Annotated in this window: 21 protein-coding genes; 8 read left to right on the forward strand and 13 right to left on the reverse strand. The window is 65.0% G+C overall.

What is annotated here, in order from left to right; translation table 11 throughout:
- Nucleotides 1-46: 46 nt before the first annotated feature.
- The 5 genes from ABEA06_RS11565 (at nt 47) to ABEA06_RS11585 (ending at nt 5,518) form a co-directional block, all read left to right on the forward strand.
- Nucleotides 47-1,531, forward strand: a complete 1,485-nt coding sequence (locus ABEA06_RS11565) for a malate:quinone oxidoreductase (protein ID WP_303383277.1) — start codon at nt 47-49, stop codon at nt 1,529-1,531.
- A 298-nt stretch (nt 1,532-1,829) separates the two neighbouring features.
- Nucleotides 1,830-2,219 (forward strand): MarR family winged helix-turn-helix transcriptional regulator, encoded by a 390-nt coding sequence (locus tag ABEA06_RS11570; RefSeq protein ID WP_345311580.1) that lies wholly within the window; start codon nt 1,830-1,832, stop codon nt 2,217-2,219.
- Between the two features lie 132 nt (nt 2,220-2,351).
- The gene (locus ABEA06_RS11575; RefSeq protein ID WP_345311581.1) at nt 2,352-3,455 is read left to right on the forward strand and encodes a YihY/virulence factor BrkB family protein; all 1,104 of its coding nucleotides are present in this window, start codon (nt 2,352-2,354) and stop codon (nt 3,453-3,455) included.
- Nucleotides 3,456-3,740: 285 nt separating this feature from the next.
- Entirely contained in the window at nt 3,741-4,838 is a 1,098-nt protein-coding gene (locus tag ABEA06_RS11580) for an S-(hydroxymethyl)mycothiol dehydrogenase (protein WP_345311582.1), read from the forward strand.
- Complete coding sequence (locus ABEA06_RS11585) at nt 4,835-5,518, forward strand: MBL fold metallo-hydrolase (protein ID WP_345311583.1); 684 nt, start codon at nt 4,835-4,837, stop codon at nt 5,516-5,518. The genes ABEA06_RS11580 and ABEA06_RS11585 overlap by 4 nt, the downstream gene beginning before the upstream one ends.
- Nucleotides 5,519-5,669: 151 nt before the next feature.
- Here the strand turns inward: ABEA06_RS11585 and ABEA06_RS11590 are convergent, their stop codons facing one another.
- The 3 genes from ABEA06_RS11590 to ABEA06_RS11600 are packed head-to-tail and all read right to left on the reverse strand — an operon-like array spanning nt 5,670 to nt 11,356.
- The gene (locus ABEA06_RS11590) at nt 5,670-6,971 is read right to left on the reverse strand and encodes an MFS transporter (RefSeq protein ID WP_345311584.1); all 1,302 of its coding nucleotides are present in this window, start codon (nt 6,969-6,971) and stop codon (nt 5,670-5,672) included.
- A gap of 9 nt (nt 6,972-6,980) precedes the next feature.
- The gene (locus tag ABEA06_RS11595; protein WP_303381899.1) at nt 6,981-10,136 is read right to left on the reverse strand and encodes an AAA family ATPase; all 3,156 of its coding nucleotides are present in this window, start codon (nt 10,134-10,136) and stop codon (nt 6,981-6,983) included.
- Nucleotides 10,133-11,356 (reverse strand): exonuclease SbcCD subunit D, encoded by a 1,224-nt coding sequence (locus ABEA06_RS11600; protein WP_345311585.1) that lies wholly within the window; start codon nt 11,354-11,356, stop codon nt 10,133-10,135. Before ABEA06_RS11600 ends, ABEA06_RS11595 begins: the two co-directional genes overlap by 4 nt.
- 65 nt (nt 11,357-11,421) lie before the next feature.
- Here ABEA06_RS11600 and ABEA06_RS11605 point away from each other — a divergent pair, with 65 nt between their 5' ends.
- Nucleotides 11,422-12,453 (forward strand): ADP-ribosylglycohydrolase family protein, encoded by a 1,032-nt coding sequence (locus ABEA06_RS11605; protein WP_345311586.1) that lies wholly within the window; start codon nt 11,422-11,424, stop codon nt 12,451-12,453.
- Between the two features lie 63 nt (nt 12,454-12,516).
- Here the strand turns inward: ABEA06_RS11605 and ABEA06_RS11610 are convergent, their stop codons facing one another.
- The 8 genes from ABEA06_RS11610 to clpS form a co-directional block, all read right to left on the reverse strand.
- Nucleotides 12,517-13,098 carry a 3'-5' exonuclease gene (locus ABEA06_RS11610; RefSeq protein WP_303381902.1) on the reverse strand — a complete coding sequence of 194 codons (582 nt, stop codon included), beginning with the start codon at nt 13,096-13,098 and terminating at the stop codon, nt 12,517-12,519.
- A 98-nt stretch (nt 13,099-13,196) separates the two neighbouring features.
- Nucleotides 13,197-14,057 carry a phosphotransferase family protein gene (locus ABEA06_RS11615; RefSeq protein WP_303381903.1) on the reverse strand — a complete coding sequence of 287 codons (861 nt, stop codon included), beginning with the start codon at nt 14,055-14,057 and terminating at the stop codon, nt 13,197-13,199.
- Nucleotides 14,058-14,060: 3 nt separating this feature from the next.
- Nucleotides 14,061-14,744: a non-canonical purine NTP pyrophosphatase gene (locus ABEA06_RS11620; protein ID WP_345311587.1), complete on the reverse strand. Its 684-nt coding sequence runs from the start codon at nt 14,742-14,744 to the stop codon at nt 14,061-14,063.
- Nucleotides 14,734-15,552, reverse strand: coding sequence for a ribonuclease PH (gene rph, locus ABEA06_RS11625; RefSeq protein WP_303381905.1), 819 nt, complete (start codon nt 15,550-15,552; stop codon nt 14,734-14,736). Before rph ends, ABEA06_RS11620 begins: the two co-directional genes overlap by 11 nt.
- Nucleotides 15,553-15,561: 9 nt before the next feature.
- A complete protein-coding gene (locus ABEA06_RS11630; protein ID WP_303381906.1) occupies nt 15,562-16,401 on the reverse strand; it encodes an MBL fold metallo-hydrolase in 840 nt (279 codons plus the stop codon).
- 28 nt (nt 16,402-16,429) lie between these two features.
- Complete coding sequence (gene murI / locus ABEA06_RS11635; RefSeq protein WP_303381907.1) at nt 16,430-17,323, reverse strand: glutamate racemase; 894 nt, start codon at nt 17,321-17,323, stop codon at nt 16,430-16,432.
- A gap of 226 nt (nt 17,324-17,549) precedes the next feature.
- Nucleotides 17,550-18,101 (reverse strand): DUF2017 domain-containing protein, encoded by a 552-nt coding sequence (locus ABEA06_RS11640; protein WP_345311588.1) that lies wholly within the window; start codon nt 18,099-18,101, stop codon nt 17,550-17,552.
- On the reverse strand, nt 18,101-18,346 hold the full coding sequence (gene clpS, locus ABEA06_RS11645) for an ATP-dependent Clp protease adapter ClpS (RefSeq protein WP_303381921.1): 246 nt from the start codon (nt 18,344-18,346) through the stop codon (nt 18,101-18,103). The genes ABEA06_RS11640 and clpS overlap by 1 nt, the downstream gene beginning before the upstream one ends.
- A gap of 170 nt (nt 18,347-18,516) precedes the next feature.
- Here clpS and ABEA06_RS11650 point away from each other — a divergent pair, with 170 nt between their 5' ends.
- Together ABEA06_RS11650 and ABEA06_RS11655 are read left to right on the forward strand one after the other, a co-directional pair.
- Nucleotides 18,517-19,857, forward strand: a complete 1,341-nt coding sequence (locus tag ABEA06_RS11650) for a nicotinate phosphoribosyltransferase (protein WP_345311589.1) — start codon at nt 18,517-18,519, stop codon at nt 19,855-19,857.
- A 14-nt stretch (nt 19,858-19,871) separates the two neighbouring features.
- Entirely contained in the window at nt 19,872-20,504 is a 633-nt protein-coding gene (locus ABEA06_RS11655) for an isochorismatase family protein (RefSeq protein WP_312395609.1), read from the forward strand.
- Between the two features lie 131 nt (nt 20,505-20,635).
- Here ABEA06_RS11655 and ABEA06_RS11660 read toward each other — a convergent pair whose 3' ends face one another.
- Together ABEA06_RS11660 and ABEA06_RS11665 are read right to left on the reverse strand one after the other, a co-directional pair.
- Entirely contained in the window at nt 20,636-22,474 is a 1,839-nt protein-coding gene (locus ABEA06_RS11660) for a DEAD/DEAH box helicase (protein WP_345311590.1), read from the reverse strand.
- A 114-nt stretch (nt 22,475-22,588) separates the two neighbouring features.
- Nucleotides 22,589-22,933, reverse strand: a complete 345-nt coding sequence (locus ABEA06_RS11665) for a DUF3039 domain-containing protein (RefSeq protein WP_303381912.1) — start codon at nt 22,931-22,933, stop codon at nt 22,589-22,591.
- Nucleotides 22,934-22,985 lie beyond the last annotated feature (52 nt).

Below are 22,985 nucleotides of genomic sequence, written 5' to 3' on the forward strand. Positions count from 1 at the left end.
CTCACGCGGCGCACCGACGCGCCCGCAAAGCATTCCGGGAGACACCTTGACTTCAACTCAGCCCACAGAATCCACCGACGTTCTTCTGGTTGGCGCAGGCATCATGAGTGCCACGCTTGCAACCATCCTCAAGGATCTTCAGCCCCACTGGGACATGACCATCCTGGAGCGTCTGGACCGCGCAGGGTTGGAAAGTTCCAACGCCTGGAACAACGCCGGCACCGGTCACGCCGCCCTGTGTGAACTCAACTACGCGCCCCAGGCCGCGGACGGTTCCGTGAGCGCACAGAAGGCACTCAACATCAACGAGCAGTTCCACGTGACCCGCCAGCTGTGGTCCACGTTGGTGGAGAACGGAGTGCTCAAGGAGCCCTCCGGCTTCATCAACCCGGTCCCCCACATCTCCATGGTGTTCGGCGAGGACCACGCCGACTACCTGCGCACCCGCTACGACTCGTTCAAGCAGAACAAGCTCTTCGAACGCATGGAATTCTCGGTGGACCGCGACAAGATCGCCGATTGGGCCCCGTTGACCATGCACGGTCGTGGTGCCGGTCGTGTGGCTGCGACCTTCGCCCCCGAAGGCACAGACGTGGACTTCGGTGCGCTGACCAATCAGCTGATCGACTACGTCGCGGGCCAGGGTGCCACGGTCCGGTACGGCCAGCAGGTCACGACCCTGAACCGGCAGTCCGACGGTTCCTGGCTGGTCAAGGTCGAGGATCTCCTCAACAGCGACAACAACCGGAGCATCCACGCCAAGTTCGTGTTCCTCGGCGCCGGTGGTGGCGCCCTGCACCTGCTGCAGCGCTCCGGTATCAAGGAAGCCAAGGGGTTTGGAGGTTTCCCGGTGTCCGGGCTGTTCCTGCGTAACACCGATCCCGCCGTCACCTCTCAGCACAACGCCAAGGTGTACGGGCAGGCCTCCGTGGGAGCACCGCCCATGTCCGTGCCGCACCTGGACACCCGTTACGTCAATGGCCAAAAGGCCGTGATGTTCGGTCCCTATGGCGGATTCAAACCCAACTTCTTAAAGCACGGTTCTTTCCTGGACCTGCCCAAGTCGGTGCGTGCGCACAACCTCTACCCCATGACTCGCGCGGGACTGGCCAATCTCGACCTGGTCAAGTACCTCCTGAGCGAATTGACCAAGACCCGCTCCCAGCGCATGGACGCCTTGCACGAGTACTACCCCACCGCCGAGGCCGGCCAGTGGGATCTCATCGAGGCCGGCCAGCGCGTCCAGGTCATGAAGAAAGATCCCCAAAAGGGTGGCGTGCTGCAGTTCGGCACAGAGCTGGTGACCAGCGCGGACGGTTCCATCGGAGCGTTGCTGGGCGCGTCCCCTGGTGCCTCCACCGCGGTACCCATCATGTTGAACATGTTGTCCCGTTGCTTCCCGGCCAAAATGTCGGAGTGGGAGCCACGGTTGAAGGAACTCATTCCGGCCTACGGTGAAAAACTCAATGACAACCCGCAACTCGCGGACGAGATCATTGGCCACACCTCCGAGGTGCTGGGTATCCGCTGACCTGCTGAGTCACCCGCGGCCCGAGCCGGGACTGCGTTTCCACGGGAGCATTTGTACATGTCGTGCAAATGCTCCCGTGCTGTTTCCACAATTCGCACCCGGTATCGCGATGTGCACTCTTCCGGGGACAGGGTTACCCACAGGTGTCAGAAATGTGGACACTGGCGACACCGGAGCTTTGGCTGCGGTTTCGTAGCATGGAAAGAACGCTCATAGGGGGTGAGCGTTCAAAGGGGGAATTATGCCATCAAGAGGGAGTATCGAAGCGTGGGAGGCCGTAGGCCGTTGCCACGTCTCCGTGACCCGCGTACTACAACGCAACGTGAACTTACATGGTTTGTCGCGCCGAGAATTCGAGGTGCTGGCAACTTTGTACACAGCTGATCGCAGTGGTTTGAGATTGCGTGACCTCAACAGTCATGTACTTCTGACCCAGTCGAGTCTTTCCAGAATGTTGGAACGGCTCGAGTTGAAGGGCTTGGTCACCCGGCGCCAGGATGCGCAGGACCTACGGGGTGTGCGTGTCGCGCTGACCAGTAGTGGTTCGGAATTGTACGAGGCCATTTCTGTGGATCATGACCAAATGGTTGCCGAACTCATCAGCACAGCGCTCGATCCGGATGAAGTCCGAGTGCTGATGCGGTTGAGCGAACGCGTCCACCAGTACTCATTGTCTTTACACCGATAGGCCCGCTGGGCTCGGAAGGGGACCGAGTGCCGCGGTGAGCTGCGGGGTGCATGATCCAGCGCCCACAGCTCAGTAGACTGTCTAAGAACTGTCATCAGCACCAGCGACACATTTCTTAGAGAGGACTACGCGATGAGCGAGCAAAAGCTTGAAGCCACGCAGCGCCGCGACCACGCGGCCCCAGATCCGGACCACGATGCCAAGCCCGACTCTCCCACTGATCTCAAGGGACAGTCGTGGGGGTACGTGTTCAAACGCGCCCTTTCTGAATTCAGCAAGGACGGCTGTACCGACCTGGCAGCATCGCTGACCTACTTCGCGGTGCTGTCGGTCTTCCCGGCGCTGTTGGCGTTGGTTTCGCTGCTGGGCGTTTTCGGCCAGGGCGAAGCCACCACCACGGCGATCCTGGACTTCTTGGAGCAGTACGCACCGCCCGAACTGGTCAGTCTGCTGTCCGGTCCCATTTCCCAGCTGACCACCCAGTCGGGTGCCGGATTGGCCCTGATCGTCGGTGTGGCCGGTGCATTGTGGACCGCTTCCGGTTACACCGGCGCGTTCGGTCGTGCCATGAACCGGATCTACGAGGTCAGCGAGGGACGCCCGTTCCTGAAGCTCAAGCCCGTCATGTTGCTCGTGACCCTGGCGGTCGTCTTGATCGTGGCGCTGGTCATGTTCATGGTGCTCCTGTCCGGTGACATCGCCCAGACCGTGGGCGACCTGGTGGGCCTGGGCTCCACCGCGGTGACCGTGTGGAACTGGGCCAAGATTCCCGTCATCCTCTTCCTGGTGGTGCTGCTGATCGCGCTGCTGTACTACGCGACTCCCAATGTGAAGCAGCCCAAGTTCCGCTGGATGAGCCCCGGTGCCGTGATCGCATTGGTGGCCATGGGCCTGGCCGGTGCCGCTTTCGCGTTCTATGTGACCAACTTCGCGAGCTACAACGCCACCTACGGCGTCATCGGCTCCGTGATCATCTTGCTGTTGGGCCTGTGGATCATGAACAACGTGCTCCTGTTCGGCGCGGAGGTCGATGCCGAGGTCGAGCGCGGCCGCCAGCTCCAGGGTGGCCTGCGGGCCGAGGGCACCATCCAGTTGCCCCCGCGTGACGTCCGCCAGACCAAGAAGCTCCAGGCCAAAGAGGAAAAACTCGAGGCCGAAGGCCGCAAGCTCCGCCTGCAGCACGACCACATCGATTACTCGTCCGATTCCGACGATTCCAAGGACTCCAAGGACTAGCGTCAACTACTTCACGCGTTCGGTCCGAAGCCGGTTCGAGGTCCCCACGGGCCACGAACCGGCTTCGGCCGTTAACGCACCCTCGGATTCCGCGCGCGCTGCGCGGCCCCGCACTCTTCTCGCACGCCCACGGCGCACAATCCAAGGCCGGCGGCCTCGCCGCGTTCCCCGCCGAGCGGCGTCGTCACAACGCAGTTCCTCGCGGGGCGAACTCCCGGCACCTCCCCCGAGCTCTGACCTAAGCTGGAAGCAATGCCAGCTACAGCCCAACAGGAAGGCACACGCATGCACAAGGTTAAAGGTGTCGTGGTCAAGGCAAAGAACGAACCGGCCACGGTGGAAACGATTCTGGTACCGGATCCCGGACCCGGCGAGGCCCTGGTGGACGTGCTGACGTGCGGTGTGTGCCAAACCGACCTGCATTACAAGGTGGGCGGCGTGGGTGACAACTTCCCCTACCTGCTCGGCCACGAAGCCGCCGGTGTCGTCAGCGCCGTGGGCGAAGGCGTCACCGAGGTCGAGGTGGGCGATCACGTGATCCTCAATTGGCGCGCTGTGTGCGGTGAGTGCCGCGCATGCCGCAGGGGCGAGCCGTGGTACTGCTTCGACACGCACAATGCGACCCAGAAAATGACTCTCGAGGACGGTACCGAACTGGAACCGGCCCTGGGCATCGGTGCCTTTGCGGAAAAGACGTTGGTGGCGGCCGGGCAATGCACCCGTGTGGAAACTCCTCTCGAGGACCACCAGTACGCTGCCGTGGGTCTGCTCGGGTGCGGCGTGACCGCCGGCATCGGTGCGGCCATCAATACCGGCGCCGTGAAGCGTGGCGAGTCCGTAGCCGTGATCGGCTGCGGTGGCGTGGGCACGGCCGCAATTGCCGGTGCGGCCTTGGCCGGAGCCACAACCATCATTGCCGTGGACCTCGACACCGAGAAACTCGCCACCGCCCAGCGCCTGGGCGCAACCCACACGGTCAACTCCAAGGACCGTGATCCGGTGGAAGCGATTAGGGAACTCACGGACGGTAACGGTGCGGATCTGGTCATTGATGCCGTGGGCATCGAGCCCACCTTCAAGCAAGCATTCCAGGCTCGCGATCTCGCCGGACGGGTGGTCCTGGTGGGCGTGCCCGATCCCGGAACCACCATTGACCTGCCCCTGGACGAAATCTTCTCCCGCGGCGGTTCCATCAAGTCCGCGTGGTACGGGGACACCCTGCCCTCGCGTGACTTCCCCATGCTCGTGGACCAGTACAAGCTGGGCCGCCTCGACCTCGATGCGTTCGTGACCGAGCGCATCAAGTTGGACGAGGTGGACGAAGCATTCGAGACCATGAAGGCCGGTAAGGTCCTGCGATCCGTAGTGGAGATGCCCCGATGAGCGAACAGCCGACAACGATTCTCAGCGACGACCAGACCGGTCTGCGGATCGACAATTGCGTGACCTCCGGCACGTTCAGCCTGGACGGCGGCACGTGGGAGGTCGACAACAACGTGTGGATCATCGGCAACGGGGTGGAGTGCGCGGTCATTGACCCGGCACACAACCCGCAAGCCGTTGTGGACGCCGTGGCGGGGCGAACCATCACCCACGTGCTGTTGACCCACGGACACGACGACCACATCGCCGCGGTTCGCGAGTTCGTGGAACTGGCCGGCACCGACGCCCAGATCTATATGCACCCGGAGGACCTGGTGCTGTGGCGCAAGGTGTTCTCGGACGGCTCCGAGCCGGAACCGCTCGAGGACAACCAGCACATCGTCGCGGGTACGGCGGCACTGACCGTGCTGCACACCCCCGGGCACTCCCCCGGTTCCGTGGTCTTCCACGCTCCCGAGGTCGGCGATCACGGCGTGCTGTTCAGCGGCGACACGATGTTCCAGGGCGGCCCGGGTGCTACGGGACGGTCCTATTCGGATTTCCCCACCATCATTGGATCCATTCAGGAACGCATCCTCGGCCTGCCGGAGGAAACCCTGGTACTCACCGGGCACGGCGACTCCACCACCGTGGGCAACGAGAAACCGCACCTGAGCGAGTGGATTGCGCGCGGCCACTGAGTCCACGGGCACAAGCTCCACCCAAATGAACCGCGTCACGGCCGGCAACGGCTGCGGCGCGGTTCGTCTTTAATGAGCGCCCTTGCACCGGCGTCCGGGGGCTTTCTCATCCCCCGCGGGCGGCACCGCGCGGCCGGGACGACCGTGCCGGTCACCCGTGCAGGCTGGACAACGGCGACCGGCGCCACATGAAGATGAAAGTCAGTGAGCTGGCCAAGGGAATCAGGGCCATGGCCACCGGGACGAGCGCAGCGGAAATGTAGTCGTAGCGCACACCGAAGTACGCGCTGAGCACCAACCCCAGGGCCGTTCCGGCAGAGGTAGCCGCGGTCATGTGCGAGACGAGCCCCATGTACATGTTCTCCGGGGCCACGTAGGCCGCCAGGCCGAACAAGCACAGCAGACTCGGCCCAATGGTCAACCCGATCAAGGCGAGCACCACCGCGAACCCGAGCGCCCCCGAAGGGGTGGATAACATCATGGAGGTCAGCAGCGCCGCTGTGGCGTAGAGGATCCACAGGTTCCAGGGCGTCACCCGGGTGCGCCAGGACACGGTGACGACCGCCGCAATTGCGGACGTCAAACCCAGGAACGCATACAGGGCACCCATCGACGGCACAATGTCCACGGACACGGCAAAGACCACCAGGCACCCCTGGATCGCACCCAGTAGGGCCCCGAGACCACCGCAGCCCACCAGCAGCATGGTGCGCAGCCGCTGCGCGGACCAGCGCCGAGCGTGGGCTAGTCGTTCCGACCCCTCCCGCAGCGACATGGTGAGGATTGGCTGCTTGAACCTGGCGGACGGATGAAGCATGAAGATGAGCACCATGAGCACTGAGAGCACCGCCGAGACCCGCAGGACGGTTTGCGGCCCTGCCGTGGTGGCGATCAACCCGGTGATGGCGGCACCCGTGACCACGGACATGGCTTCACTCACGGATTCCATGCGCATGGCCGCGGGTAGAAGGTCCACCCGTTTGCGATGCTCCAACACAGAATTCCACCGGATCCTGCAGGCCAGACCCTGCGGGGCCAGGGACAGTCCGGCGAGGAAGAAGGGCAAGAACATCCCCACACTCTCGATCCCCGTGGGGACGGATTCAATGGGCGCCAGGGGCAACAGCCACATGACCGTGCCCTGAACCAGAGCCAGCACGGCCAACCCCCCTTGACGCCAGGGGACATTGACGAAGAACGTCATGATGAGTCCGCACAGGGCACTTCCCAGATACACGGCCGCCGAGCCCAGCGCCGCCGTCCACGGGGAAGCCGTCTGAGTGGCGATCCATGTGATCACTCCCAGGGGGGCGAGAACCTGGGGCAATCGCAACGCGAGCATGATCCGGGTGAGGCCGCGCCCGCCCATCCCATTGAGCTCTTTGACGTCTCTGATCAACTCGGGGACGGTGGTGGACGTGACGGGCGAGGGTGCGGGCACGAAAGAACTCACGGGATCAGCCTACGCGTTCGTCTCCAGACCGGTCATGACCCGCAAGTGTGACCCCTTGGGCGTCTTGGTCACGACCAGTTGTGTACCGATGCGCTGTTTCATCTCGGCCACGTGGGAGACCAACCCGATCACCCGTCCGTTCTGCCGGAGTCCGTCAATGGTCTCGAGCACCTGTTCCAGGGTGTCCTCGTCCAAGGAACCAAACCCTTCGTCCACGAACAGGGTGTCCATGTCCTGACCGCCCGCGGCCGCGCGCACCACGTCCGCGAGTGCCAGGGCGAGGGCGAGGGACGTGAAGAATGATTCACCGCCGGACAACGTTTCCGTACCTCGGCGGACCCCTGTCCACGAATCGTCCACTTCCAGGCCCAGCCCCGCCTTTCCGCCGCCCCGCGTCTGGTCGGTATGCAGCAAGCTGAACCGGCCGGAGGACATCCGCTGCAGATGCTCCGAGGCCACGGCCGCCACGTGCTCCAGCTTGGCCGCGAGCACAAAGGACGTCAGTGTCATGCGAAGACTGTTGTCCGCGGACAACCCGTTGGCCACGGCGGACAGGCCGGTGAGCCGTTCCGTCTTTTCCCGGGCTTGGCTCAGGCGCTCACCGCGTTCACCTCCCGCACGGCCCAGTTCCCGAACCGCGCGTTCAAGGGCGGTAATGGTTCCCGACGCCGCGGTGATCAGGTCCCGGCGGGCCGCGAGGCTCTCACTGTGCTGCACGGCCCGGGCCACGGATTCCGTGGACGTTTCAGCGCGTTCCCGCGGCGAGAGCTGACCAGTGGCCACCATGGCTTCCGTGGCCAGTTCGGCGGTGACCTTGCCGTGCCGGTCGTGGTGATTCTGCAGCCAGATTTCAATCTCCTGGACCTCGGAGGGCTCCAGACGTGCCGACCGCACCTCCTCCGCCGTTGCGAAGGGTGAGTCCTCCAGCTCGCCCGTGAGGGCGTGTTGGGCGTAATCGAGATCCTGGGTGGCACGGTCGAGGCCGCGCTGGGCGGTTTCCATGCCGGACACGGCATCGATGAGGTCCTGGGCGGCATCCAGCCGTTGCCGGGCCGATTCGAAACCGAACAATTCCCGGTCCAAGCGCTCACTGGCCTCCTCCAGCTGCGCGGTCAGGGACGTCCTCCGCGTGGCATCGCGTTCGATCCGAAGGTCGATGTCGCGCAGGCCCACCCGTGACTCATCGATGCGACGATCAAGGGTTGTCAGCGTGTCCGCAGTATCACGGGCGCGCACGAGTTGGCGTTCGAGCCGGGCAACGGCATGCGCGGATTCCGTGGCCGCGGCTCGAACCGCGATGATGTCCTCCTGTGCTCCGGCGCCGAGTGCCTGAGCGGCGTGCTGCTGGGCCGTCTGCCACTCGTTGTGGGCCCGGTCGGACTCCGCCTGGGCTCGGTCACGGGTCGTTCGGGAACCCGCGAGCATTCGTTCGGTGACTTCGCTGCCCCGCTCCTGCCCCGCGGGAGCGGGGTGGAGTGTGGAACCGCACACGGGACATGGTTCTGACGCGCGCAGTGCGGAGGCGAGCGTCGCGGCGGCCGAGGCGAAGCGTTGAGCTTCCAGTTCCTCCACACGGTGAGCCGCGGCACGGCGGGCGGCTTCCGCGGTGCGATATTGCTCTCCGCGTGCGTCCCGTTCCCGAGCGAGGGTTTGGAACTCCTCCGTTGCCGCCAAGGTATGGCGCGCTCGTTCATCACGGTCCCGGATCACAGCGGCATCCCGTGTGGCTTCGCGCAGCTCTTCCGCGGTGCGCTCCACTCCCGCTCGTTCCTCGAGGTCTCGGTCCAGGGTGTTCTCGACAGTTTCTTTTCGAGCACGGTGCCGCGCCAGGTGCTGTTCCACTTCGGTGAGGGCCAGCTGAACGGTTCGCAGCGATTCCTCCGCCTCGAGCGCCTGCTGTGCGCCGTGACGAGCACTCACGGCCACGTCGCGAACGGCCGCCAGATCCCGTTCGCCGGTTATCCAGCCCTCCAGAACGGTGGCTTGATCGCCCAGGACGAGCCGAAATCGCTCATGATCCGCGGACCCCGCCGAAAACGCCCCCCGTGCCGCTTGCGCCGCGGTTCGGGCTCGGTCAACCGCCGACTTCGCGTGTTCGGCCGCGTCGACCAGGCCGGCCAGTTTGTGCGCGGACCGGTGTCGTGTCAGCTGAGCGTCCCGAGCGTTCACGGTCTCCCCTTGCCCCTCCAGCTCCGCGCGGACACCGCTCAGTCGGTCATGGCGTTCGATGTTGGCGAGCCGCTCGGCAAGCTCTCGTGCTCGTGTCGCAGCTTGTGTCTGTTGAGTGCTCACCGCATCACGGGCGCTGGTGAGCTGGGGCACCACGGTGTCGAGCCGGCCCGACAGCTCCTCCAGGGTTGTCGGTGCGGGGAACTCCTCCGCCCCGTCCGACGTCGAGTCGGCCACCGGCCTGTCGTCGTTCGGGGAACCCCGCCACTCAGAAAGCGAAACGGTTTCCGCCGGTAGTTGCGCAAGCACCTCCCCCAGCTGCTCGTCCAGTTGGCTCACGCGTTCGAGGTCTCGTTGCTGATCAAGGCTGAGCGCATCGAGTTCGGCTTGGCAAGCGGAGGCAAGGTCCTTGAGTTCCTGTTGGATACGAGGGTAGATATCGGTACCGAACAGTGTTTCCAGGAGCTTCTCGCGTTCCTTGGAACCCGCCCGTAAGAACTGCGCGAACCGGCCCTGAGGGAGCATCATCACCTGCGTGAATTGTTCCCGGTTCAAACCCACCACGTGTTCTACGGTCTGGCCGACCTCGTCCGGTCGATAACCGCGTTCGACCCAATCACCCGCCACGAACTCTCGCAGCAGCACCCTGGCGTGTTGTTCGGACCACCCCGACGCCGCCCGTTTCGACGGTCTGCTCCAGGCCGGGGAGCGGCTGATGTGCCACCGGCGCCCGCCGGCCGAGAACTCCAGATCCACCAGGGGTGGAGTGTCCGGGTCCGCATGGTCACTGTGCCCCGGTTTCCTTCCACCCATGGCCACCGTTGTGGGTGCCGTGGAATACAGGGCAAAACAAATCGCATCCAGCACGCTGGTTTTGCCGGCCCCCGTCTCACCGTTGAGCAAGAACACGCCGGCCTCATTCAATGTGTCGAACTCGACCACTTCGTGTCCCGCGAAGGGACCGAATGCGGTGATCTCCAAACGATGCAGTTTCATGGTGTTCCCTCTTCCGACGTACCACGGGAGCGCGCGGCAGCCACCGCTGATGCGATATCACTTTGCTCCGCATCCGATACCGACCGCTGTCGGACGTGTTCGAAGAACGATGCGCACAGTGAGTCCGGGCTCTGGGCGCCTTTGACCCGGGCGCTGTAACTGATCTGCTGTTGCGAACGGCCGCCCTCGGGTTCCCACCGCAGTTCCACGGTCTGTGGAAACCTGGTGCGGATGCGCTCCATGGCCGAGGCGGGACGTTCGGGATCCGTGAGCACCACCTGGCACCATGCGCTTTCCGCATTTGCGTGGCCGGGATCCCGCAGCAGGTCCACCAGGTTCCCGCGCAGTTGAGCCAGGTGCAGCCCGGCCCGGTGGTCGAGGGCTTCGACCCGCGGTTCAGCCGCGCCCGTGAACTCCACGAGCCACGCGCCCTTCGTCTGGCCCGTTTCCGAGAACGAGTAGGCCACGGGAGATCCGCTGTACCGCACGGCGGTGCGCACCGTTTGCCGCCTGTGGATGTGGCCCAGCGCAGCGTAGCTGTGTGCCGCGAAAACATCCGCGCTGACGGTGCCGAGACCCCCGGAGTCGATGACGCGTTCGGAGTCCGTGGTGGCCGCACCCGTGACGAATGCGTGTGCCATGACCACGCCCCGGGTGTGGGCTCGGGATCGGAGATCGGCCGCGGTGGATGTGGCGATTGTGTCCAGAACGTCCTGGTGGGTGGGTGAACACGCCAACCGGGGTGCCACCGACCGCGGCTCGAGGTACGGAATGCCGTACACGGCCACCGTGGACGCACTGGTTTGTGCTGCCGGGTCGGCCCCGCTCAGCGCCGTGTCCGTGACCCGCACCCCCGACGCGTGGGCGGAGAAGAGAACGGGGAGATCCGCCTGCTCCGAGCGGGTGCGAATGAAGACCCCGCCGTGCGCCATGATCTGCGCCCCGAAACCCAAACGGGCGGCGGAATCATGATTGCCGCTGGTCATCACTACGTACGCACCGGCTCGGCGAATCTTCGCGAGGGTGGCGTTGAGCAGTTCCACCACCTCGGTGCGCGGTTGCGCCCGGTCGTACACGTCGCCGGAAATCAGCACCGCGTCAATGCGGTGCTCGACAACCCATTGGACGATCTCGTCCATGGCGCGGGCCTGGACGTCCAGGACGTCCACGCCGTGGAACGTGCGGCCCAGGTGCCAGTCGGAGGTGTGGAGAAATCTCATGCTCGACAATCTATCCACCTTCACCGACACGCATTGGGGCACTGCCACTCACATAGACTCGGTGCATGCACGCCTCTTCCCCAGCACCCTTGCTCTCGCCCGATCACGGGATCGACGCCGCCCGGGGCGCCTACCCGGACACCGTCACCGCCGTGTTCGGCAGCCTGGCGATCGCTGCGGCAACGGACAGCCCGGCATCCGAGGCGTACATGCAGCTGGCCGCCCGCTCGGCGGACGCTCTCAATGAGGTGGCGGAGTGGGCCAATACCGGGCTGTCGGCCGATCCGACCGCGTGTGCGTGGCTGTCCTACCTGCGCTGGGCACGGGCGGCCGGTGCTCGGCCGCCCGCCAGTTCCCCGGTGCCGCCCGCGCGCGAGTTCGACCGTGATTTCCCCGTGCTCAGCCGCGCTTGCGCTTGCTCGGGTGACAGTTTTACCGCGCTGGCCACCGGCGAATTCGGTGAAGTGGCCCGCCCGATCGACCCCACGGCCGAAAGCGGTGAGGTCCTCGCCCGCAGCATCCCCTACGGGTTGGTCCCCAATCTGGGCTGGAAGGCGCTCGTGCCGATCATCGTGGACGCCGCCGCCATCACGCACGGTCATGCGGAAGCTCAAACGGCCGCGGTCGGCGCGGCTCTCGCCATTCACGCGAGCGTGCGCGCCCAAGAGACGGACGCCGGTTTCGGGGAGGTCCTCACCGCCGTGAGCGAGGTTTGCGAGGGCATGACTCGCCCGGCGCCGAAAACACGCGCTCTTTTGCACTTGGTCACCCAGACCACGGGGCGCGCAGACCTCGGATCCGCCGACGGCGCCCTGTCCCGTGCCCTCGGGGACGGCACCGCGGCGTCGTCGGGGCTGGCCCTGGGACTGTTTGCAGCGGGTACCGCACAGGCCGCCGATGGGGCGCGCAGCGAGACCGTGACGCAGGCACTTGAGGTGGTCTCGGCGCATCCGGCGGCCTCCCCCGGGGCCCGCTCCGTGGCGGCGGCCGTCTGCGCAGCACGGTTTGGAACTCAGGTCGTCCCGACGGTGACCGATCCGGTGGGCGCGGAACTGGCCGAGCTCGCCCGCCGGTGGAGCGACCGCTGGCGCCCCTGAGCGTTAGATCCGCGCGCGGGAGCGGCGTCCGCACACCCGACCAGTGGGGCGGGCCCACGACGCTCAGAGTCGGGTGTTGTAGATCTTGGTTCCGTAGTGGGCGGCCAGTTCCTCCATGGAATCGGCCGCGCTGCGATGCGCCAGATCCATGACGATGCCCGCGCACGCCTGGGCATCGGCCAATGCGTTGTGATGATTTTCAAGGGACACACCCACCGCGTGTGAGACCGCCGGCAGCGAGTACGACCGCAGTCGGTAGGCGGCCCTCGACAGTCGCAAAGTGCACGCGTAGCGCCATGACCGGGCCGGATGGCCCACTGCCGCATTGGCTGCCTTGATGACGCCGGTGTCGAAAATCGCGTTATGGGCCACCAGGATCCCGTCCGGGGCGCCGGCCTCGAGGCGTTCCACCAGCCACTTCCAGTACTGCGCGTACGGCGGCGCCCCCGCCACATCCGCCGGCCGAATCCCGTGCACCCTGATATTGCCCGGTTCGAAGTGGTCATGGCCGGGCGGAGGTTGCAGGAGCGAGTACTGGGTGTCAGCCACGTGGCCGTCCTCCACGCGGACCACGCCTACGGCGCACGCGGAGGCAAAGCTACGGTTGGCTGTTTCGAAGTCTATGGCTGTAAAACTGACGGGCACTGTGACAGGCTACTGCCGGCCTCAGACACGCTGCGCGCGCACCGGGGTGATCCGCGCAGTTACGCCCCGAACGTTCGTGACCGGAACCGGTCGAGCGATCAGGCGTGGACCGATGCGTGAGCGTCGTACCAGTCGTCGGCCTTTTCCACGGCCTGATTGATTTGTGCGATGTCCAATTCGTGATGGATCGCGTAGGCCACGGCCTGCAACGGGAAGATCCGGGCGTGCAGCTGTGCCCGCTCGAAGTCGTCGGGGGTGGTGGCGTGGCGAACGCTGTCCCAGCCGAACCACAAGCCCAGGGAGGCGGTGTCGTAGGCGGGGTCCGACAGGCACGCGTGATCCCAGTCGATGATTCCCACCAGACGATCGTTGTCCCACAACATGTTGTTGCCCATGAGGTCACCGTGCACCAGTTCGGGCTCGACCATCTCGAGTTCCACCAGGTCCTGGATGGCTTCCTGGGCGCGCGATCTGTTGCCCGGGATCAGGCGCGGAATGACCTGGTCGAGCAGTACATGGCGGCGTCGGTGCCCGCCCCAGTGCTGGCCCGGCCGGTCGAGCCACGGTGCGGCCTGGGAAACGTCGGCCGAACGCAGCTGATCGAGAACGCTCGCCAGGACCGTAGTGTCCACGGGCCCGGGATCGCGAGTGGTCCCGGGGAGCCACGTCATGCCCACGGCCGTGTACCGCCCCTCGTTGAGCACCGGGGTCAGTGGCCGCGGAATCGCGAAATCGAAGTCGGGAAGCAGCGACAGCGCCCGCACGCGGCGTCGTACGTTTTCACCCGATGTGGGGTTCTTGGCTATGCGCACGCTCATCACGTGCCCCGCGTTCACCACGATGTGTGCGGAGCCGCCCGCGTGGACCTCCCATTCGGAGCGGTCCACGCTCACTCCCGCTTCCGCCAACACCGCGTCGACGGCGTCAGCGAACGGAAGATGCCCGCATGCGAATTTCATGACTCAGTCCCCCGGGCCCGGTCGTGGTGGATCAACCACGACCGGATCGTCCTGTTCTCCCAATGCCGCCAAAAGATGCGGCAGCACAGCATTCATGGCCCGCGCTCGGTGACTGACCCGGTTCTTTTCCTCGGGAGTCAACTGCGCACAACTCAAACCGTCATAGCCATCCGGGGCGAAGATCGGGTCGTACCCGAAACCATGCTCACCCGCCGGTTCCCGCAGGATCCTCCCCGGGAATTCTTCTACCACCACGTGTTCCGTGCCGAGGGGGGTCACCACGGCGGCGGCGCACACGAATTGGGCGCCCCGGTGGTCGTCGGGGACGTCTCCCAGTTGCGCCAGCAACAAGTTCAGATTGGCGCTGTCATCGCCATGGCGACCGGACCAGCGGGCGGAAAATATTCCCGGAGCCCCACCCATGACGTCCGCCGCGAGACCCGAATCATCCGCGAGCGCGATCATTCCTGTTTCGCGCGCCGCGGCGCGTGCCTTGAGCAGCGCGTTCTCGGCAAAGCTCACGCCGTCTTCTACGACGTCGCTGAGGCCCGCGGTGCGCGCATCCACCACGGTTGTGGCGTCGTCGAGGTGCGGCACGGCCGCGGCCACCATGGCTTGGAGTTCGCGAACCTTACCCGGGTTCTTGGAGGCCAGGACGATCCTGGCCGGTTCTGGGTCAGCGTCCACGACCCGCCTCCAGCGTTTCCTGCTGAATGGTGGTCAACTGGGCGCACCCCGCGACCGCCAGGTCGAGCAGGACATCGAGCTCACCCCGGTTGAAGGGCGCACCCTCGGCGGTGCCCTGGACCTCTACGAAATTCCCCGACCCCGTGACCACCACGTTCATGTCGGTCTCCGCGCGGACATCCTCCACGTAAGGCAGGTCCAGCATGGGAACGCCGTCGATGATGCCCACCGATACCGCCGAGACGGTGTCCACCAGCGGTTTCACGTTGGCCTTGATCACGCCGTTCGCGTGGGCCCAGGAAATCGCCTCCGCCAGCGCCACGTAGGCACCAGTGATCGCTGCCGTGCGCGTTCCACCGTCCGCCTGGAGCACATCGCAGTCCAGCACCACGGTGTTCTCACCGAGGGCCTTCAAATCAATGATGGAGCGGAGCGCGCGGCCGATCAGGCGGGAAATTTCGTGGGTGCGGCCACCGATTTTGCCCTTGACGGACTCGCGGGCCGAACGCGTTGATGTGGCGCGCGGCAACATGGCGTATTCAGCGGTCACCCAACCGCGGCCCTCGCCCTTGAGCCAGCGGGGAACTCCCTCGGTCAGGGATGCGGTGCACAGCACGCGGGTGGCGCCGAATTCAATGAGCGCGGATCCCTCTGCCTGATCGGACCAGCCGCGAGTGATGGTGATGGGACGCAGTTCATCGACGGCGCGGCCATCGGCTCGCACAATATTCGCCTGCTCCGCAGCAGCGGTGGATCGCTCCCCGACCAACGTGGAATTATTTTGTGACGGATCGGTAGGCGAAGTCATAGCGCCAGCCTAGTCCGCCGTTACTGGCCTTGCCAACGCACCTGAAATGGTGACATTCTCCGAGACCACCTTGTAGGTGTACCCCGGCTCCGCAATGCCCACGGGACCGTCGAACGCAGCGATGCCTTCCCGCCGGGTCCTGGTGGGCGAATTCCACACCGGCAGGTGGGTCAACAGCAGCTGGTGCACCTTGGCCTGGGCTGCGGCCTGGCCGGCGCGGTAGCCCGTGAGATGGATACCTCGTAAGTGATCCTCGCGGCCTTCTTCGTAGGCCGCCTCGCACAGGAACAGGTCAGCGTCGCGGGCGGCATCCACCAGGCCGTCGCAGTAATCGGTGTCCCCGGAATAAGTCATGACCGAGGGCCCCATCGGGCCGTCGAACGTGATGCGCAGGGCGTAGGACTCGGGGCACGGGTGTTCCACCTCGAACGGGGTCACGGTGAAGGGGCCCACGGTCACCGGCTGGCGCTCCCGCCACACGTTGAACACGAACTCGGTTTCCATGCTGTGGCCGTCGGGCATTGCGTGGGAGCGGTTGAGGTAGTCATGCAATCCGGACGGTCCGTACAACGGAATACGTCCGGCCTTCCATCCCCGCGGGTCCCACTTGACCGCCACGTGGAGACCGGCCAGGTCCACGCAGTGATCCGGGTGGAGGTGCGAAATCATCACCGCGTCAATGTCTTCCAACGCGAGCTGCCGTTGCAGGACGCCCAGGGAGCCATTTCCCATGTCCAGGATCACGCGCCAGGTGCGGCCCTGGTGATCCTCACCGGTCAGCAAGTAACACGACGCGGGAGAGTTGGGGCCCGGGAAGCTACCGGTGTTCCCAATAACGGTCAACATCATGACTGCGGGTGCCTTTCGTGGTGCCGACTCAACGCTGAGCCGGGTGGATCATGGCCAAAGAACCCGTGGGGTACTGTTCGGCCACCGAGGACGTATGACGAACGCGCAGCACCTCGGGTCCGAGGAATCTGCGGGCAAGAACTTCAAAACTTTCGGGATCACCCGTGGCCAAGAATTCGTGGTGCGGAGTGAGGTTGACGTCGCGCTCCAGGTTGTCGTCCATCAGTGCGCGGTAGACATCGCGCGCCGTTTCCTCCGCCGAGGACACCAGGTTCACGCTGTCCCCCATGACGTAGGAGATCACCGCGGTCAGGAGCGGGTAGTGGGTGCACCCCAGAACCAGTGTGTCCACACCCGCATCTTTGAGCGGCTCCAGATAACCCTGGGCGGCGCGCAAGAGTTCGGGTCCCGTGGTCACGCCACGTTCCACGTAGTCGACGAATTCCGGACACGCCACGGACGTGACCTGCAAATGCGGTGCCGCGGCAAACGTGTCATCGTAGGCACGGGAACCCACGGTGGCTTCCGTACCGATCACGCCGATCTTCCCGTTGCGCGTGGTGGCGACCGCGCGCCGGACGGCCGGTTGGATCACCTCGACCACGGGAATGTTGTAGGCCCGGGTGTAACGCTCCCGAGCATCGCGCAGCACGGCAGCGGACGCCGTGTTGCAGGCGATGACCAAGAGTTTCACGCCGGAATCAACCAGGTCGTCCATGATGTCCATGGCCAGGGAACGCACCCGAGCAATGGGCAGTGGACCGTAGGGGCCGTGCGCGGTGTCCCCCACGTACAGGATTTCCTCGTGCGGCAACTGGTCAATGATGGAACGAGCAACGGTCAATCCACCCACGCCGGAATCGAACACGCCAATGGGCGAATTCGGATTGGGGCCTGAAGTGTTCACGTGCTCATCCTGCATATCGAAAGACAGTAACGCTCCGCGCTGATTTTCCCTATCCGAGCCACCGATGAGCGGACACACTACAAGTAACAGTCCGTGCCTGACGGTGCGGCACAACGGCGAAAAACTGGAAAATTCAGCCCAAAATGTGCATCCAAAGGATCGGACGCTTCGGTAACTGACGGCGAGGACGTGCAGCACATGCGAGACATCTCACAGTGCCACGGTGCCGTGCTCGGCACGGTCAGAGCGTCTTGAGCAACGCATTCATCAGTGACTCCTGCAGCCAGGACACAAAGTTGTAGACGACCGCCATGTAGTCATGGATGTCCCCCACGTCTGCGAAGTCGACCTGCTCACCGACCCGTTCGGCGTCCTCGGACGTGGTGATGTCCAACCGCGTTGCCAGCACCAGCCGAATATCGTTGAGCGATCGCGCGAAATCCTGCGCCTGTTCCACGGTCAGGGTCACGGGATCGGATTCCAACGCCAACGACGACGCCTTCAGCGCCCCGACCTTCGCCTCGCGCAGTGACCTGTCGGTCAGCCGGCGGAATTCTTCCGCTCGCTCGGGGTCCATGGACGCAGCCGGGAGCAGTCTCTTCAGGGCCGGGTCGGTGGGTTCGCTCGCGTCCTGGTCGATACCGACCAGGGCCGCCAGGGGATCCTCATCCGGGCGGGCTTGGGGCTCAAGGGTCCCGGCGACGTCGGAAAACAGTTTTTGGAGTAACTGAACTTCGGGTGCTTCGAAGCGCCCGACGATGCCCTTGCGGGTCTTCTTGAATCCTTGTGCCATTAGTTGTGGTCCGCCCGTTCGTACGTGGCCCAGAGTCCGTATCCATGCAGGGCACTCACGTGGGTCTCTGCTTCCTCGAGGGTCCCCGACGCCACAATGGAGCGCCCGTTGTGGTGCACCTCGAGCATCAAGGTCCGAGCCTTGGAATCCGAATAGCCGAAGTAGGAACGGAACACATACACCACGTAACTCATGAGGTTGACGGGGTCGTCCCACACCACCACGTTCCACGGAACGCTGAGCATCGTGCGGGTTTCGGGGTCTTGGGTCAGAACAGGAGTCTCGACCGGAGCCGCGCTCATGAGAACGGGTGCGTATCGGGCACGCGCGGATAAAGGAGTGCAAATCATGGTGCGCCTATCGTATCCGCCACGCACGGATGTGCGCAGTGAGCCGATCCCATTAGGCTGGAGGCGTGAATCAGCGCAGCTATCCATGGGAACCCCAACCGACCTCCCTCATGACGGACCATTACGAGCTCACCATGCTCCAGGCCGCGCTGCGGGCGGGAACGGCCTCGCGGCGCAGCGTATTCGAGGTGTTCGCCCGCCGCCTGCCCAATGGTCGCCGCTACGGCGTGTTCGCCGGGGTGGGTCGCGTGTTGGAGGGCCTCGAGAAGTTCCGCTTCTCGGAGCCTCAATTGCGGTTCCTGCGGGACACGAACGTGGTGGATCAACAAACGATCGGCTACCTCGAGAATTTCCGGTTCACCGGACAGATCCGCGGCTACGCCGAGGGTGAGGTGTACTTCCCCCACTCGCCCCTGCTGACCGTGGAATCCTCTTTTGCCGAGGCCTGCGTCCTGGAGACCTACATCCTCTCGGTGCTCAATTACGACTCCGCCGTGGCTTCCGCTGCATCCCGCATGGTGGGTGCTGCTGGTGAGCGCCCGTGCATTGAAATGGGTTCCCGCCGCGCCCACGAGGAGGCTGCTGTCGCAGCTGCTCGCGCGGCCGTGATTGCCGGGTTCACCTCGACGTCCAATCTGGAAGCCGGTTATCGCTACGGCGTGAAGACGGTGGGCACCGCCGCCCACTCGTTCACGTTGCTGCACGACTCGGAGGAAGAGGCCTTCCGGGCCCAGATCGATGCCCTGGGGATCTCCACCACGCTGCTGGTGGACACCTATGACGTGGAAAAAGCGGTCAGGTTGGCCGTGGACATTGCCGGCCCGGATCTGGGCGGGGTCCGCTTGGATTCGGGCGACCTGGTCACCCAGGCGGCTCAGGTGCGCTCTTTGTTGGACAAGCTGGGCAACGCCAACAGCACGATCACGGTGACCAGTGACCTCGACGAGTACGCCATTGCCGCCCTGCGCGCGGCTCCCGTGGATTCTTACGGCGTGGGCACCCGCCTGGTCACCGGTTCCGGTGCGCCCACCTCGTCAATGGTGTACAAGCTCGTGGCACGTGAAGGCGCCTCCGGCACCATGGAGCCCGTGGCCAAGGCCTCGTCCGGCAAAGCATCGGTGGGTGGCGAAAAATTCGCGCTGCGCCGTCGTAACGACCAGGGCGAGGCCACCCAGGAAATCGTGGGTGTCTCCCATGAACCGACCGATGACGGAGACGACCGTGAGCTGCTGGTCCACTACGTGACCGGCGGTGAACTGCGCGACGGGTACGTGGGTGCGCAGGCCGTGGGCCGCGCCCGCGAACGCCACGCCCTGTCCGTGGCGGAACTGCCCCGCGCGGCCCGACGCCTGTCCGAGGGCGAGCCCGTGATTCCCACCATCATCGAACCCGGAACCGCTCATTGATCAAGGAGGCACCCGTGCGCACAGCCCTCATCATTGTTGACGTACAAAACGATTTCTGCGAAGGCGGCAGCCTGGCCGTGACCGGAGGCGCCGCGGTGGCCGCGCAGATCGCGGAATACCTGGAGGACCACCACTCCGACTACCGGGTGGTCGCCGCGACCCAGGACTGGCACATCGATCCCGGGTCGCATTTCAGCGACGAACCGGACTTCGTGTCGAGCTGGCCGGTGCACTGCGTGGCTGAGACCGACGGTGCGGCAACCCACCCGCATTTCGATACCGACCACGTCACGGAATTCTTCCGCAAGGGCGCCTACGACGCCGCCTACTCCGGTTTCGAGGGCCTGTCCGCCCCGGACGTGGACGTCCCCATGGGCGAAGACCCCGAGGACGCGGATGAAGAACGGACCAGCCTGGACGACTGGCTCCAGGAGCATGAGATCGAGGCCGTGGACGTCGTGGGGCTCGCCCTGGACTATTGCGTTCTGGCCACCGCCAAGGACGCGATGGACGCCGGTTACGAGACCCGGGTCCTGTTACCCCTGACCGCCCCGGTGGCCAAGGAGTCCGGCGAGCGCGCCACCGTGGAACTCGCGGACGCCGGCGTGGCCGTGGTCGAGGATCTCGGCCGGCCCCCGCTCGACTGACCCCCGCTCGACCGGCCCCGCCCGACTGACCGTGTCTCGGCTGATCGGCAGATGTACCCACCGCATGACAAGGGCTCCGAACAATGTTGTTCGGAGCCCTTGTCATGGTCGGGTCGTTGCCTGTCGGCCTGCTATTTCCGCCCGATGAACCACCGTTGCAACAGGGCCAACCGCGCGGTGATCTGGTCCGCACTGGCCTGGGCGACCGCCGGGCCGCCACATTTCTCCCGCAGTTGATTGTGGATGATGCCGTGCGGGGTACCCGTGCGCGCGGACCACGCGGACACGTTCTTGGACAGTTGCGAGCGCAGTTCCTTCAGCCGCCGGTGATCGGGCACCGCGGGTGCGGCCGGTTCCGACGGTGAATCGCCGGAGCGGCGCTGGGCATGCCGGGTTTGTCGTTCCCGCAACAGGGTGGACACTTGTTCGGCGTCCAACAGCCCGGGAATCCCCAGGAAGTCCGCTTCCTCCTCGGAACCCACGGCCACGCCGCCACCGAACGCGCCGCCGTCGAAGAGCACACCGTGGAAGGAAGCATCGGAGTCAAGGGCCTCGAAGTTACCCTGGGCCAGCGAACCCGATGCGTTCTCTTCGCGATTGGCTTCCTCGAGCAGGTCGTCGTCCCAGCCGCTCTCCATGGGTTGATCGAAATCCACCACGCCGGGCATGTTCTTGGGTTTGTCGAGCGCGTGATCGCGCTCCTCCTCCATGGAGTTGGCGAGGCCCATGAGTGCGGGCACCGAGGGTAGGAACACCGACGCCGTCTCACCGCGCTTTCGCGCGCGCACAAAACGACCGACCGCCTGCGCGAAGAACAACGGCGTGGACGTGGACGTTGCATACACGCCCACCGCGAGGCGAGGAACGTCCACGCCCTCGGACACCATGCGCACCGCCACCATCCAGCGCTGATCGGATTCGGAGAACTCGTCGATCTTGTTCGACGCCGCCTTGTCGTCGGAGAGCACCACCGTGGGGCGGCGTCCGGTGATCGCAGTGAGTTGTTCGGCGTACGCCTTGGCATCCTGGTGATCGGTGGCGATGACCAACCCACCGGCGTCGGGCACCGCGCGGCGGACCTGGGTCAGCCGCTGATCAGCGGCCTGCAGAACGGACGGAATCCAGTGGCCGTTGGGATCCAGCGCGGTGCGCCACGCCTGGGAGGTGATGTCCTTGGTGAAGCCCTCCCCCAATTGGGCAGCCATTTCCTCACCGGCGGAGGTCCGCCACCGCATCTGGCCGGAATACGCCATGAAGATCACCGGGCGCACCACGTGGTCCTTGAGTGCGTCACCGTAACCATAGGTGTAATCGGCGGTGGAGCGGCGGATTCCCTCCCGGTCCTCCTGATACGTCACGAATGGAATCGGTGACGTATCCGAACGGAACGGGGTACCGGTGAGTGCCAAGCGACGGGCCGCGGGTTCGAACGCCTCACGCAGGCCGTCTCCCCAGGACAGGGCGTCACCGGCGTGGTGGATTTCGTCCATGATCACCAGGGAGCGTCCGGCTTCGGTCCGCGCCCGGTGCAACAACGGCTTGTTGGCCACCTGGGCGTAGGTCACCGCAGCGCCCATGTAGGACGAGCCGTGGCTACCGTCCGCGTTCTTGAAATTGGGGTCCAGGGCGAGTCCCACGCGCGCGGCGGCATCGGCCCACTGGCGCTTGAGATGCTCGGTGGGGGTCACAACGGTGATGCGCTGGATCTTGCCGGAATCGTGGAGCTTCTTGGCCACGGTCAACGCGAAGGTCGTTTTACCGGCACCCGGTGTCGCCACCGCCATGAAATCCCGGGGCTGGGATTCCTCGTAGCGCCGGAGGGCCTCCGCCTGCCATGCACGCAGCTTGGGTGCCGTGCCCCACGCCGCGCGATCCGGGTATGCCGGTGGCAGGTCCGCCACCGCTCCGAACAGGTCTAACTGATCGCTTTCAGACACGTAGTGCTCGTCCTCTCCGCGCACGTGCCGCATGAACCGCCTCGCGTACGACGGCGTGTGGGCCCGCACAGCACAAGGCGCCCGCGAGCACGGGCGCCGCCGGTCACGCGGCCCAGGGGCCCACGTGACGAATTTTGTGATGGATGCTTAGTTGTTGTCCGAATCGTCCTTGCCCGGGCGGAGTCCCTGATAGATCTCCTTGCATGCGGGGCAGACGGGGAACTTCTGCGGATCGCGGCCGGGCAGCCACACCTTGCCGCACAGGGCGATCACCGGTTCACCGGACAGCGCAGATTCCATGATCTTTTCTTTGCGCACGTAGTGGGAGAATCGTTCGTGATCGCCGGGTTCCTGCAGCTGACGCGTGTCCTCACGCTCAATGGTGGAGGTGGATCCCACGGTGTCCGCCTTGCGGCCGAACAGACCATTGGTCACCGTGTGACGGTGCTCAACGGTGCTACCAGTGCTCATCGATGCTGCGGTGTTCTCCATGGCCCACAGTCTACCCCCGGGCCCGGACACGACTCAGCGCCCAGGCTCTGGA

Source organism: Kocuria gwangalliensis (assembly GCF_039544365.1).
GTDB lineage: Bacteria > Actinomycetota > Actinomycetes > Actinomycetales > Micrococcaceae > Kocuria > Kocuria gwangalliensis.